Below are 14,464 nucleotides of genomic sequence, written 5' to 3'. Positions count from 1 at the left end.
ATGGCATTCCAAGATAAATCAGTTGTAATAGCAACATCGGTATCACCATCCAACGGATTTGTTAATGTGGTGCATACTGGAATAGTTTCAGGAGTTCCTGTTCTAAAACTTTGTTCGGTACAACCTGTGGCATCGCCCACATCGTTATACGGCGTTATATTAACAAAAATAAGTCGGTTAGTCGGTAAATCGTCTGGGAGATCATAAGAGATTACATTATTAACATCTATACTATTTAGTATTTCTATACCACCTCCAGTAGTACCCACACTTAATAAATATCCTGTAGCATTAGGTACGGCGTTCCAACTAATATCTGTGTCTATAGAAACATTGGTTGCGCCATTTAAAGGGGAGGTTAAGGTTGTGCATGTTGGTGGGACCGGAATAAGCTCTGTTGTAAAGTTTTCCTCGGTACATGCAGTGGCATCACCTTCAGCATTATAAGGTATAATGGTAACATAAAAGGTGGTGTCTTCTGCTAAATCTGATGGTAAATCATAATTTGTAACATTGTTAACATCGAAATTGTTTAAAATATCTGATGCTCCAGGGCTAGAACCCATTGTTATTTTATAGCCATCGGCATTTGCTATTGGCGTCCATTCTAAATCGGTATTAATGGCTACATCAGTGCTACTATTTAGTGGAACCGTTAGCATGGTACATTCCGGAACCGTAGGTGTGCTATTGCTGCTAATAGTAAAACTTTCTTGCGTACATCCCGTGGCATCGCCTTCATCATTAAACGGAACAATAGTAACCTCTACAGTTTCACCTCCAAGAAAGTCTGTTGCGAATTCGTAAGACGTGTTATCGTTAATAATTTCATTGTTAACAATGGTAATGTTTCCTGGTTGTGATATTACAGTTAATCTGTAACCTCGGGCATAGCGTGCAGGTTCCCAACTTAAATTAGTATTTACAGGAACATCTGTTGCGCCATTTAAAGGCGATAATAATTGGGCACATTCTGGAAGCGGACAGTCTAAATTGTCGCCATTAAAAGTCCAGAAATAAGTATCAATCATGGATTGTCTTTCTTCTAAAGCATCACAATACGGCAATCCGTTAGCGCCTAATGTAATTCCAGAAATTAAGGTTTGCTCGGACCAAGAGATTAATGTGTTGTCGTAATTCTCTCGTGTTAATGCGGTATCGTCTAGCATATTTCTCATTTCGTTTACACCACTAATATCCCAATCGCCGAGGTATTGATTTAGTGCTGTAGCATTTTCAAAGGTAGAATACATGCTTACGTTTCCTAAGTTCCATTTATCTAATGGTTGGTTAAAAGCAGTGGCATCTTTAAACATATAATTCATGTTGCTAATGCCTGTTACACGCCAGTTATTTAAAGTCTGATTAAAAGCGCTAGCCTCATTAAACATATATTCGGTGGTGGTTACTGCTCTAACATTCCAAGGATCAATATTTTGATTGAATTGAAGTGCACCTTTAAACATTTTTTCCATGGTTGTTACAGAGGCCACATTCCAGGATCCTAAAGGGCTATTAAATACAATAGCATCCTCAAACATAGCTTCCATTGTGGTTACAAACGAGGTGTTCCAGGTGTCTATGGGCTGGTTAAAGGCCGATGCTTCTTTAAACATCTCCTCCATAGTTTGTACTTCACCGGTATTCCAATTGTCCATGGGTTGATTATATACGGTAGCTCCCGAAAACATAGCTTCCATGTTTGTAACAGAAGACACATCCCAATTGTTAAGTGTATTATTAAATGAGCTGGCTCCGTCAAACATATTAGACATAATAGTTACCGAACTAACATCCCAAGTGTTTATAGGTTGATTAAACTGTGTTGCATTTTCAAACATACTGTCGGTTGTAGCCACAGCACTTACATCCCAATCTATTAAAGGCGAATTAAATACAGATGCCCCACGAAACATACCACTCATGTTTACTACCGAGTTTACGTCCCAGCTATTTAAGGGTTGGTTAAATGCAGTAGCATAGCTAAACATGTATGCCATATTGGTTACGTTAGTAACATTCCAAGTATCTATATTTTGATTAAAACTTGAAGCCGAACTAAACATACTTTGCATATTAGTTACAGCATCAACATCCCAGTCGAATAATGCTTGATTAAAAGCAGTAGCACCATTAAACATTTGGCTCATGTTTGTTACTTTATTTACATCCCATGAGTTTAAAGGCTCATTAAAACTTGTTGCTCTAGCGAACATGCTTGCCATATCAGTAACATTACTCACATCCCAATTATCTATGTTTTGATTAAATTGTTCGGCGTTGGAAAACATAAATGACATGTCTGAAACTAAATTTGTCTTCCAATTATCTAAGGGCTGATTAAAAAGACTTGCATATAAAAACATAGACGACATGTTTGTTACCGAACTTGTATCCCAAGAGTTTAAAGGATAATTAAATTCTCTTGCTTGACCAAACATGCTATTCATAGTAGTTACATTGGCAACATTCCAGCCGTTTAAAGGTTGATTAAATACCGATGCCCCACTAAACATACCACTCATTGTTGTTACATTACTTACATCCCAGGTGTCTAAAGGTTGATTGAACATAGAGCATTGGGAAAACAGGTTACTCATGTTTGTAACATTCCCGACCTCCCAATTGTTAATATCAGAATTAAATAAAACAACCCTTCTAAACATACTGGCCATGTTGGTAACCTGTGTTAAATTTGGGGTGTCGGTAGCATTATATTCCATGTTTTCACAGAAGTAAAACGCTTGATTCATGCTTGCCCAAACTTGGTCGCCCCATTGGTCCATCGAAATAAGTTTTAGGTTATCTCGATTGCTAGAGCTATGTCTAAACGACGGAAAATCGCCTATAATGGCTATGGTGTAAACACCTGGGTTTAAATAGGTATGGGTTATATCATCTGTTACGTTATTGTTGTATTGTCCGTCGCCCCAATCTATATTAAAATCGTAAACAAGATAATCTGGATAGCCATCGTTAAGTTCAATGCGATATTGGTTTGCTGCGGTCGAGTTGTTATCTAAATTTCTAGTATCAATCGTAATTTTAAAAACATCGGTTCTATTAACCCAGCTTTCAACAGTTTTAAAACTTATTTCTTCACAGCCTGTTGCGGGTCCTTCATCGTTATAAGGAACAACAGATACAAAAACATTATCTCCCGGTAAAAATTCGTTAGTGAAGTTTAACAAAAGAACATTCCCAAAATCTTCATTATCAGCAATAACCTGTATAACGTTTCCTAAGTCATCCTCTCTTCTAATGCTTACATAATAACCATCGGCGTTAGGAGCAGCCTCCCATCTAATAGATGAGTTGGCTGGCACATTTTGATCGCCATCAATAGGAGAAATTATATTGGTACATAGTACATAAGAGCAGTTTACATCGTCTCCAACAATATTCCAGTTGTTATTATCAATTAAGCTTTGTCGTTGTGTTAAGGCATCGCAGTATTGCAGATTTGTGGCACCCAAGGTCACATTACTATTTACAGTCTGAGATGCCCAAGCGATTAAAATGTTATCGTAGTTTTCTTGAGAAATACCACTGTTAGATAACATATTACTCATGTTGTTAGCTTCGGAAATATTCCAAGCGCCAATATTTTGATTAAATGAAGTTGCATTGTTAAATGCACCAGACATATTGTTTACATTACTAACATTCCAGTTATCTAGTGGCTGGTTAAATAGGCTTGCACTAGCAAACATTGAAGATATATTGGTTAGATTAGTTAATGTCCAATTGTTTAACGGCAGATTAAAAACTGTGTTTTGCTGAAACATGCCGCGCATAGTAGTAACATTACTAACATCCCAAATTTCAATAGGTTGGTTAAACGCATCATTGCCACTAAACATTTCGCTCATATCTTCAACAGCACTTACGTCCCAAGCGTTTAACGGTTGGTTAAAACTGTCTGCATTTTTAAACATCTGGCTCATGTTAGTAACGCTGCTAACCGTCCAGTCGTTAAGCGGTTGATTAAAGGCTATACTTTGATTCTCGCCACTAAACATAGCGCGCATATTTGTAACGTTGCTTACATCCCAATTTCCTATGGGCTGGTTAAAGCTATCGGCACCTTCAAACATGTAACTCATATCGGTAACATTGCTAACATCCCAACTATCTAAAGGTTGGTTAAACGATGCACATCGCCTAAACATATAAGCCATGTCTGTAACATTATGTACTTTCCAAATATTTATAGGTTGGTTAAAAGGCATGTCTAAAAACCCATAAAACATCTCTCTCATGCTTGTTACGTTGTCTACGTTCCAATTGTCTAATGGCTGGTTAAAGTTTCGGCATCTATAAAACATTCTAGACATATCGGTAACATTGTCTACAATCCAACTGTTTAAAGGCTGATTAAAGTTTAATGCAATATTAAAAGTGCCCGACATGTTAGTCACTTGGCTAACATTCCAATTATTAATGTTTTGGTTAAATTGTGTAGCGCCGCTAAATAGGTTATTCATGTCTGTAACCGAAGCGGTATTCCAATTATCTAAAGGCTCATTAAAAGCGTAACAATTTCTAAAGGTACTAGCCATTAAGGTAACCGATGATGTGTTCCATTTATCCAATGGCCTATTAAAAATGTTACAACCCTCAAAAGTTCCAGATAAATTTGTTATTGTGCTTATATCCCAATCGTTTACAATGCCATTAAAAGCATTACAATCTTTAAACATATTTTCAAGACTTGTAACCGTGCTTAAGTTTGGCGAAGCAATGGCATCAAAATTTAAATTCTCGCAGCCATAAAAAGCGTTTTCCATGGTTTGCCATTGTATGTTACCCCAATCTAAAATTTCTATTATTTTAATTTTGTCTCCATCGTCATTAAAATAAATAGAAGGAAAATTTCCGGTAATAGTTATGGTGTATAATCCGGGTGTGCTGTATGTATGGGTAATATCGCCAGTGATATTGCTATCTGTATTACTATCTCCCCAATTCACATTATAGTTATATGTATATGCCGGATTTGTAGGTATAGTAATTTGGTTGTTAGCAGAAGATCCGGACTCTGTATTTTCGGTATTCCATAGTGACGTAAAACCTTGAGCAAATGCATTTATGTTTACGACAAAAAAGAAAAGGAGTAACGCGTAGTTTTTTGGCATTTTTGTAATATCTATTATTAGTTTAAGGGAGTTCAAAGATAAGAATCTCTCACTAAACTCTATTATTTATGGGGTTGCCTTATAGCTATTTATGTGAAATGCTTAGGTTTAAATAATGAATTAGTAAATATCTTGAAGTACGTTTGATAGAGCAGAAAATATAAATTACGGAGGTACATTAATAAAAAAAACCACACGGTTAAGTGTGGTTTTTATATGTAGGGAAATTAATTAATATTGGATATCTATATAATAAAAATGTATTTCTGTGTTTAAAACTGATGTAAAAATAAGTTTAATACCTTGTGTAAGCACATTGTAAAAACAGGTTTTAGATTATACGACAAAAAATTCGTTTAAAAACTTTTTAAGTTACACGTTGTCGATTTTGATGCTTTTTATCGTTTATTTTGGTCGTACACAATGTATGCACAAAGCGCGGAAAATTAATTTTTTATCTAAATTTTAAAAACTATGCTAGAGTAACGAGTATTATTAAAGATTCAGTCTTAATAATTCTTCTAAATAATCGCGTGTGTTAGATAGCCTAGGTATTTTGTGTTGTCCACCTAGTTTATCATTCTGCTTTAGCCAATCATGGAAAAGTTGAGGTCTAGCTATATTAATTTTTGGCTTGTTTAGGGTAATGTTGTTGTAGCGTTTTGCTTCATAATCAGAGTTTAAAGCTTTTAATGCGTTGTCAAATAATTCATTAAAATAGTTAATATCTTCTGGTGGGGTTTTAAACTCAATTAGCCATTCGTGGGCTCCTTTTTCTTTACCTTCCATAAAAATGGGAGCCGCTGTAAAGTCTACTATTTCCGCTTTTGTACGGTTGCATACTTTTTTTAATGCGTTTTCGGCATTTTCAATAATAAGTTCTTCACCAAACACATTTATATGGTGCTTGGTTCGTCCAGAAATTTTTATACGGTACGGATTTAAAGAGGTAAACCTAATGGTGTCTCCAATTTTATAACGCCATAAACCGCCATTTGTAGTTATAATTACTGCATAGTTTTTGTTTAATTTTACTTGGCTTAGCGGAATAGCTTCTTCTTGAGACGTAGCATAAATATCCATAGGAATAAACTCGTAAAAAATGCCATAATCTAACATAAGAAGTAATTCTGATGAATTGTTTTGATCTTGAATGGCAAAGAAACCTTCTGAAGCATTATAGGTTTCATAATATTTAAAACCAGTTTTTGGAAGCAGTTTTTTGTACTGATCTTTATAGGGTGTAAAACTTACACCACCATGAAAATAGACTTCTAGATTTGGCCAAATATCATGTAAGTTTTGTTTTCCTGTAGTCTCTAAAACATTATTTAATAGAACTAACATCCAAGACGGTACGCCAGCTAAACTGGTAACATTCTCGTTTATAGTTTCGTTTACAATGGCTTGCATTTTATGTTCCCAATCGCTCATTAGCGATACCTTGTTGCTAGGTGTGCTACTAAATTCTGCCCAAAACGGCATGTTATCAATTAAAATAGCAGATAAATCGCCATAAACGGTGCCTTTTTCTTTATACAATTCTTTGCTTCCGCCAAGGCGTAAACTTTTACCCGTAAATAATTGAGAATCTTCATTATTGTTTAAATACATACAAAGTAAATCTTTACTTGCTGCATAATGGCAATCCTCTAACGACTCTTCACTTACCGGAATAAATTTACTTTTTGCTCTGGTGGTTCCGCTAGATTTTGCAAACCATTTTATAGGTGTTGGCCAAAAAATATTGCTTTCTCCGCGTCTAGCACGCTCAATATCATCTTGCCAACCATCGTAATTTTTTATAGGAACACGCTCTGCAAATGTTTTGTAATTTTTAATAGAAGCAAAGTCGTATTGTTTGCCAATTTCGGTGTTTTTTGCAAAATCTAGTAAGCTTAAAAGCAGTTCGTTTTGCACTTCGTTTGGGTATTTTAAGAACAATTCAATTTGATGAAAACGTTTTTTTAAAAACCACGATGCAATAGAATTTACTAAGGGAATTGACATATTTATTCTATCTTTATTTTTTTAAAAATAATACTTTTTTTTATGACCTACCAAGGTGTTTTAACAAAAATGGCAACAGAATTTGAAAGCCCTATTCAATACTATCTTGTTTTTGAAAATGATTTCATACAAATGAATCAATTAATAGGAAAAACAGTTACCATGGAGTTTATTAAATACCAGTGTTTAAATTGCGGTTTGGATAAGCCCATATTTAGGCAAGGCTTTGATAAACAGTGTTTTTATAATACAGCAAGAGCAGGCGATTGGATTATGCGACCAGAGCTAAGTACCGCACATTTAGGAATTGAAGATCGCGATTTAGAGTACGAAAAAAAAGCGCAACTGCAACCACATATTGTTTATTTGGCTAATTCTAGTAATGTAAAAGTAGGTGTAACAAGAAAAAATCAAGTGCCAACACGTTGGATAGACCAAGGCGCACATGAAGCTATTGAAATTGTAGAGGTGCCAAACCGTTATTTGGCAGGTATTACCGAGGTGGCTTTAAAAGATTTTGTAGCCGATAAAACCAACTGGCGAAAAATGCTAAAAAACGATATTGAAGATGAAAATTTGGTAGAATGGCGTGAGCGTTTAAAACCTTATATCCCTATCGAGGCCGCCGATTATTTTATAGAAAGCAATACCGAAACTAACATAGAATTCCCTGTGCTTAAATATCCTGAAAAACCAAAGAGTTTAAATATTAAAAAAGAGCTAAAGTACAGTGGTAAACTTGTTGGTATAAAAGGTCAATACTTAATTTTTGAAGACCAAAGCGTGTTTAATATTCGTGCCAATGAAGGCTTGGTTGTAAATATTTCTATTGATTAAGCAATATAAATGTTTAATACCTGTACTATGCTAATGGCTATAAGTAATACACCTGTAGCTTTGTTTACAATTAAAGTGATGTTTTGTACTTTACTTTTAATAACCAAACTTATACTGCTGTAAAAATAAAGCGTTAAAACTTTACCTAAATAAACACCTATAAAAAATAGAAATAGCACTGAAGCCGACGATTTTAGCGAGAGCATAATGTCATTATTATGCAAAACACCAAAAGCAATAACCCAATAAATTAAAACAGGTGGGTTAACGATACCTAATAAAAACCCCGTAGCATATTTAGATTGTGTTAATTTTGTTTTTTTAGATTTTTTTTCGGTTTGTTTTTTAAAAAACAAGTAGGTGCCAGCAAAAAAAAGAAGTCCGGCAATACCTGTTTGAACCCATAAATTATTATTAAAAAAATCTTGGATGGTTTTATTACAGTCTAAAGCATATAAAGATAAAATTACTTCGGCGAAGCCTGCGGCAATGGCAATTTTAAACGCTTGTTTTGAGTTTTGTTTTAAGGTAGTATTAATAACCGCAATATTTGATGCACCTAAAGGTAAGGCACTAAGTACAGCTGCAAGAATTCCTATAAATAAATAGACTAAAATCATGCTACTTTTGTAGTAAAGTAGATTAGAAGCTTACAAAAAAAAGTCCTCTTTAAAATTTAAAGAGGACTTTTTATATCATTTTGAAACTAAAGACTAAATATCTTCTTGGTCTCTTAAATTTTGAATATAAGCTGCTTTTTGAACTTGACGACGTCTTTTTACAGAAGGTTTTGTAAAAAACTGTCCTTCTCTTAAGTTCTGCATTACTTTAATATTTCTGTGCTTTCTTTTGTAGCGTTTTAAAGCTCTCTCGATGTTTTCACCATCTTTAACTATTATTTTTAACATATGCCTTTATTTTAGTGCTTTTTCTGAAAATCCAAAATGGGTTGCAAATTTGCGGTTTTTAAAAATAAAAACCTAATAAATTGAAATTTTTTGTATTAGATTATCCTAAATAGGTTCTTAAGACTTTATTTTTTGAGTTTTGACGCAGTTTTCGGATGCCTTTTTCTCGTATTTGGCGTACACGCTCTCTGGTTAATCCAAAAGCATCACCAATTTCTTGTAAACTTTTAGGGTTTTTAACGCTAATTCCGAAATAATGACGAATAACTTCGGCTTCTTTACTCGAAAGCGTATCTAAAACACGGTTAACCTCTAAATTAAGGGAGTCTTTAAGTAATTTGGCATCTGGACTTGGCGATTCTTGCCCTGCAACAACATCGTATAAATTTGATGTTTCTCCTTCTTTAAATGGCGCATCCATAGAAACATGGCGTCCAGAAATTTTCATGGATTGCTTTACATCGCTAACCGTTAACTCTAAAGTATTTGCAATTTCGTGGGCACTTGGTGGCCTTTCGTGTGTTTGTTCTAAATGCGAATAGGCCTTATTTATCTTACTAATTGAGCCTATTTTGTTTAATGGTAATCGTACTATTCTAGATTGCTCTGCTAAAGCTGATAAGATTGATTGACGAATCCACCAAACGGCATAGGATATAAACTTAAAACCTCTAGTTTCATCAAAGCGTTTTGCTGCTTTTACTAAACCTGCATTGCCTTCGTTTATTAAATCGGGTAGGGTTAAACCTTGATTTTGGTACTGCTTCGAGACAGAAACCACAAATCTTAAGTTAGCCTTTGTTAGTGTATCTAATGCTTTTTGATCGCCTTTTTTAATGCGTTGTGCTAAATCAACTTCTTCGTCGGCAGTAATTAACGGGATTTTACTTATATCTTGAAGGTATTTGTCTAACGATTTAGATGCTCTGTTGGTAACTTGTTTCGTGATTTTTAATTGCCTCATATATAATATTTTGGGTGTTTAAGATTAAACGTAATTTATAATATAACCGAATAGTTGGAATAACCTAAAAAATGACGAATTTTCTTTAAAAATGAATGAAAATTGACTAAAACGGGGCAAAATGACCCGGTTTTTAATGGTCTTTGGTTTTTTTTTATGTTTTTTGAATGATGAGGTAGTAACGCCTCTTTTAATCCTTATTTTTTTTAGATTATAGCTGTTGTTAATTCATCTTTTTTTTGGGATTATGTGTTGCCCTTCTAAAAAGAGGAGATTAAGGGGTGTGTTGTAAAGTAGGGCATTTAAAAAAAACTATTAAATAGATTTTAATATGATGCTAGCAAACATGCCCGCGTTAGGGATTGTAGTGGAAAGCCCACAGCCTGACGGTAGGAAGTTCGCGGACTTGTAACCTTTCAACTTTGCTCAAGACAGGCTTCAAGCCCGACCCTTTTCGGGTAACACCCAAATATTATTTAACGGTGTCTTTCTCCTTTTTACCAAATAAACCACCAAGTACGTTTTTAACAGTTTCTTGGGTTTTGGTATTACCAGTCGTGCTTGTTTTTGTGCTATCGGTGATTTTGTTGCCGCCAATAATGCCTCCAATAACATCTTTTATGGCATTGTTTTGTTGTGTTTTTACCGAGTCGGTTTTGGTTTTATTACTGCCAATTACATCGCCAATTAGGTCTTTAACTTTGTCTTTACCTTGGTTAAGGAGTTTTTGTTTTTCGATTTCTATAAGCTGGTTGGTAAGGTTTGAGATACCACTTGTTAAATCGGTTTTAACCGACGGACTTGTAAAACTACCACCAATATTTGCCGTTACTGGTATGGTTAAATTGCTTACTTCGCTATCGTTTATTTTACCAATTAGCCTATTAATGTCGGAGCCTAAATATTTTGCAGGCACATTAAAAATAGCGCTATAATCCATGGTTTGGTCGAAACTATGCGAACCAGAAACGGTAATGGCTATGTCTTGGTATTTTATATCGAAGGGTTTTACGCTTACTTTACCGTTGGCAAAGGATAGTTTGGTTTTAAGGTCTTTTAAATCGAGTTTGCTAAAGTCGATAAAATTAAGCGAGCCTTCTAGCTTATTCATTAATTCGCTTTGGTTGGCGCCTATTCTTGTTGCTAATAATTCGGCAAGCGCATCGCCAGATACGGTGCTTAAATCTGGAGCAAATTCTTTATCTAATTTTCCAGATAGATTAATGCTTGTGTTTAATTTTCCTTGAAGAATTTTTGCAATAGGTGCTAAACTTTTAAGTAATTCTAAATCTTTAAAAGATTGAGCAATATCAAAGCCGTTAGCTCCTAAATTTAAATTGAATGTTGGGGTGTCTTCTTTGGTAGAAATATCGCCAGAAACTGCCAATGCACCATCAAAAATACTAGATTTAAGGTTTTCTAGTTTGGCTTGTTGGTCTTTTATATATAAGGTGCCGGTTACGTTTTTAAGGTTTAAATTATCGTACACAACGGTTTTAGCATCGGCATTTATAGTACACTCTAAAAAGGCTGGAATTTTTAATGATTCGGCGTTGCTTGTGGTTTTGTTGGTGCTTGGTGCGGTTTCACTTTCGGTCATAAAATCGCTTACCTTAAAGGTGTTGGAATTAACAGTAAAGTTTCCTTTTAAGGTATTATCGCTTAGTAAAAAACCTAGTAAATTGTTAATTGTACCTTTGGCCTGAATATCACTTTCGCCTGTTTTGGCACTAAAATTATTAAGCGATACAGTTCCTGGATTAAAGGTTAGATTAGCATCTGAGATATGAAACGGGTTTACAATATCTTCCGATGAAAATACAAAGTTAGAAATACTTGCCGATCCATTATTTTTTATTCTTGCGTAGGCATTAGTTGCCACAGCATCCATATCAAAAGCCGTGTTTAGTTTCGCTTTTAAAATTCCGGTAAGCGAATTTTCTAGCTCTACAGGATATGCTTTTGTAATGTTAGCAAGGTTTAAAGTACCATCTAAATTGGCATTTACCAACATGTTTTTAGTCAAGTTTTTTAGCGTAGCAGAAGATTTAAATACATCTTCATCAATTTTAAAATTTAAGGTTTTAATATCGATATACGTGTCGTCAACATTTCCGGTAGTGTTTTTTATTTCGGTGTTTATTACAATGTTGGTAACGCTTTTTGGTAAGTCTGGATATTTAAAAGATGCATTGTTTGATGTTATACTAATATCTAGATTAGGGATTGTAGTATCTGAGCTTAAACCTTTAATAATTCCCTTTACTTTAAAATCGCCAGAGGTTTTTACATTAGCAATATCTTTAGAGTAAGCTTTAGGAATTACAGCCAGGAAATTTTTAAAATCTGAACCCGGGTTTTCGAAGCTAATATCGATATCCTGTCCAGCTTCTACGAGTTGCACATAACCTTGAAACTCTAATGGTAAATCGTTTATATAGGCTTTATTTTCTTTAAAAGTGTATTTGCTGTTTACTAAATCTAGACCTATTAAGGCGTCTAATTTTACAGGGTTACTGCTTAAGTAATTTGTGCTGTCTAGCGTAAAACTTACATTGGCTTCGCTGTAAGTATCGAGTTCGGAGGTTTCGGCAGAAAACGTACCATGACCTTCGTGGTTTAACTCGGAAACGTGAATTAATGTTTTAGAAATATCGTCAATATAAGTTAAGGCACTGTTTTTAATTTGGTAGTCGTCAATACTAAAAGTAAAATTACTAGAGCCAGCATTGGTGGTTGTTGCGTTAGTAGTATCTTCTTTAGTTATATCGTAGTTGTTATTGCCTAATTTATCGGTTTTAAGCGTCATTAAAGCTTGGTCAACATATATAGAATTTACGGTTATAGGCTCTTCGCTGGCGGTTTTAAAAACTTCTTTAATAGACATGGTAAACGAAATATCCTTAACCGTAGCAAAGGTTTCGTCTTTAAAAGGCTCGAAATTTGTTATTACTAAATCACTTACGCTTACTTGTGCCTGTGGAAAGCTTTTAATTAAGCTTAAAGACACATCGCTAAACTCAACTTTAGCATTAAGATTGTTGTTTATGGTTTGTTTTACGATATCTTTAATTTTTCCTTGAAAAGCAAACGGAAGGGCTATTAAAAGTACTATAAGTATTAATAAAGTAATGCCAACAATTTTTAAAGCTTTTTTCATAGTTAACGGGGTTTATGTAAATATACGAGCGCGTTTAATTTTAGGCCTAAGTAAACTAAAAGTTTAATATAATTTTAACCTTACTACTAGTAATTTTAACGCATTCCATTTTAAAGTAAATCAATATCTTCGTTTACTTTTAAATTAAAACGTTTTCTAAAAAGGTATACGCCTAAATATAATAGTGGCGTGTCGCAAGCGGCTACAATAACTTTAAATAAAAAGCCACTAACCAAAAGACCTTTAAAGTTTGCCCAATCTATTATACCAAAGGAACATAGTAAAAACACAATAGTAAAGGTATCTACAAATTGGGAAAACCATGTGGAAAAATTATTTCGCAGCCATAAGTGTTTTCCTTTAGTTAAGCGTTTCCAGAAGTGGTAAATTTGAATATCTACAAACTGTGCAAACAAGTAAGTAAGCATGCTTGCAAAAACGGCAATCATAGAATTTCCAAAAACGGTTTTAAATGTTTTATCGTCTACGTAAGACCATGATGTTGCAGGAACCGAATCGGCCGTAAAAATGATTAATAACGAAAATAAAGAAGCAAAAATGCCAATAACAACCACATCATTAGCACGCTTTTTACCATAAATTTCACTTATTAAATCGGTAATTAAAAAGGTAATAGGGTAGGGTAATATACCAACCGATATTTCGAAAAGTTTATTACCAAAAATTTCAATATTGAAAGGGTACCAATAAAAAAACTTTTGAAAAATAAGATTTGAAACCACCAACGATGTTATAAAAAGTGCTCCTAAGAGCAAGTATATACGTTGTGCGGCAAGTTTATCTTTTAATGTCATTTATAATATTTTTGTCAGTTCGAGTGATGCGGCCTAAGGTGCGTTGTGTCAAGAACTCTTAGTGAACATTTTTTAAAGTTAAATTAGAAAGCTTCTCGATACATTTTTTCTTCGTCAGCTGAAAAAAATCACTCGAAGTGACAGCAGATTGTTTAATCAAATGGTTGTCAGTTCGAGTGATGCGACGGTAGGAGTATTGTATAGAGAACCTCACTTTTTCTTGAATTTTTTTCTAGCTAAGTTAGGAAGCTTTTCAAATTCTCCATTAATTAAAGCTTCTTTTTTAGCTCTAGACCATTTTTTAATTTGTTTTTCTGTTTGTATGGCAATAGTGGCTTCGGTAAATTCAGAATAAAAAGCTAAATGAACAGGGCGCCTTTTGTAGGTATAGCTCTCTACAAATCGGCCCATTTTATGGTCTTCGTATCGTTTAGTAATGTTAGATGTAAAACCTGTGTAATAGCTCTTGTCTGAGCATTTTAGAATGTAAACATAATACGTTTTCATAGTGATAAAGATAAAAAACTTCTCGATACAATTTTTGTTCGCACACTCACAAAAACCACTCGAAGTGACATTGGGGTTTTTAATTATAGGTTTGTCAGTTCGAGTGATGCGACCTTAGGAGCATT

At 34.3% G+C, this 14,464-nt stretch carries 9 protein-coding genes; 1 reads left to right on the top strand and 8 read right to left on the bottom strand.

The features are described from left to right. Together BMY96_RS15920 and BMY96_RS02785 are read right to left on the bottom strand one after the other, a co-directional pair. A partial coding sequence (locus tag BMY96_RS15920) for a BspA family leucine-rich repeat surface protein (RefSeq protein ID WP_175473499.1) occupies nt 1-5,138 on the bottom strand: 5,138 nt, incomplete at its 3' end. A gap of 495 nt (nt 5,139-5,633) precedes the next feature. Next, nucleotides 5,634-7,148, bottom strand: coding sequence for a GH3 auxin-responsive promoter family protein (locus BMY96_RS02785; RefSeq protein ID WP_092848823.1), 1,515 nt, complete (start codon nt 7,146-7,148; stop codon nt 5,634-5,636). Nucleotides 7,149-7,190: 42 nt separating this feature from the next. Here BMY96_RS02785 and BMY96_RS02780 point away from each other — a divergent pair, with 42 nt between their 5' ends. Further along, nucleotides 7,191-7,985, top strand: a complete 795-nt coding sequence (locus BMY96_RS02780) for a DUF2797 domain-containing protein (protein ID WP_092848820.1) — start codon at nt 7,191-7,193, stop codon at nt 7,983-7,985. Here BMY96_RS02780 and BMY96_RS02775 read toward each other — a convergent pair. The 6 genes from BMY96_RS02775 to BMY96_RS02750 form a co-directional block, all read right to left on the bottom strand. Further along, nucleotides 7,982-8,605, bottom strand: a complete 624-nt coding sequence (locus BMY96_RS02775) for a LysE family transporter (RefSeq protein WP_092848818.1) — start codon at nt 8,603-8,605, stop codon at nt 7,982-7,984. The two genes, BMY96_RS02780 and BMY96_RS02775, sit on opposite strands and share 4 nt — an antisense overlap. Nucleotides 8,606-8,698: 93 nt before the next feature. Continuing rightward, a complete protein-coding gene (gene rpsU, locus BMY96_RS02770; RefSeq protein WP_092848816.1) occupies nt 8,699-8,893 on the bottom strand; it encodes a 30S ribosomal protein S21 in 195 nt (64 codons plus the stop codon). A 100-nt stretch (nt 8,894-8,993) separates the two neighbouring features. Further along, complete coding sequence (locus BMY96_RS02765) at nt 8,994-9,857, bottom strand: sigma-70 family RNA polymerase sigma factor (protein WP_092848814.1); 864 nt, start codon at nt 9,855-9,857, stop codon at nt 8,994-8,996. A 472-nt stretch (nt 9,858-10,329) separates the two neighbouring features. Then, nucleotides 10,330-13,017, bottom strand: coding sequence for an AsmA-like C-terminal region-containing protein (locus BMY96_RS02760; protein ID WP_092848811.1), 2,688 nt, complete (start codon nt 13,015-13,017; stop codon nt 10,330-10,332). Between the two features lie 110 nt (nt 13,018-13,127). Continuing rightward, entirely contained in the window at nt 13,128-13,832 is a 705-nt protein-coding gene (locus BMY96_RS02755) for a queuosine precursor transporter (protein WP_092848809.1), read from the bottom strand. Nucleotides 13,833-14,042: 210 nt separating this feature from the next. Beyond that, nucleotides 14,043-14,339 carry a GIY-YIG nuclease family protein gene (locus BMY96_RS02750; protein WP_092848807.1) on the bottom strand — a complete coding sequence of 99 codons (297 nt, stop codon included), beginning with the start codon at nt 14,337-14,339 and terminating at the stop codon, nt 14,043-14,045. Nucleotides 14,340-14,464: the final 125 nt, after the last annotated feature.

This window comes from Algibacter pectinivorans, from assembly GCF_900112595.1.
In the GTDB taxonomy this organism is placed as follows: Bacteria; Bacteroidota; Bacteroidia; order Flavobacteriales; family Flavobacteriaceae; genus Algibacter_B; species Algibacter_B pectinivorans.
Note: the sequence above shows the minus strand (reverse complement) of the source record. Positions and strands in the feature narration are given on the sequence as shown.

Bases quoted from the DNA above. Each gene is read 5' to 3' on its own strand.
- BMY96_RS02785 (WP_092848823.1), bottom strand. From the start codon at position 7,148: ATGTCAATTCCCTTAGTAAATTCTATTGCATCGTGGTTTTTAAAAAAA.
- BMY96_RS02780 (WP_092848820.1), top strand. From the start codon at position 7,191: ATGACCTACCAAGGTGTTTTAACAAAAATGGCAACAGAATTTGAAAGC.
- BMY96_RS02775 (WP_092848818.1), bottom strand. From the start codon at position 8,605: ATGATTTTAGTCTATTTATTTATAGGAATTCTTGCAGCTGTACTTAGT.
- rpsU (WP_092848816.1), bottom strand. From the start codon at position 8,893: ATGTTAAAAATAATAGTTAAAGATGGTGAAAACATCGAGAGAGCTTTA.
- BMY96_RS02765 (WP_092848814.1), bottom strand. From the start codon at position 9,857: ATGAGGCAATTAAAAATCACGAAACAAGTTACCAACAGAGCATCTAAA.
- BMY96_RS02760 (WP_092848811.1), bottom strand. From the start codon at position 13,017: ATGAAAAAAGCTTTAAAAATTGTTGGCATTACTTTATTAATACTTATA.
- BMY96_RS02755 (WP_092848809.1), bottom strand. From the start codon at position 13,832: ATGACATTAAAAGATAAACTTGCCGCACAACGTATATACTTGCTCTTA.
- BMY96_RS02750 (WP_092848807.1), bottom strand. From the start codon at position 14,339: ATGAAAACGTATTATGTTTACATTCTAAAATGCTCAGACAAGAGCTAT.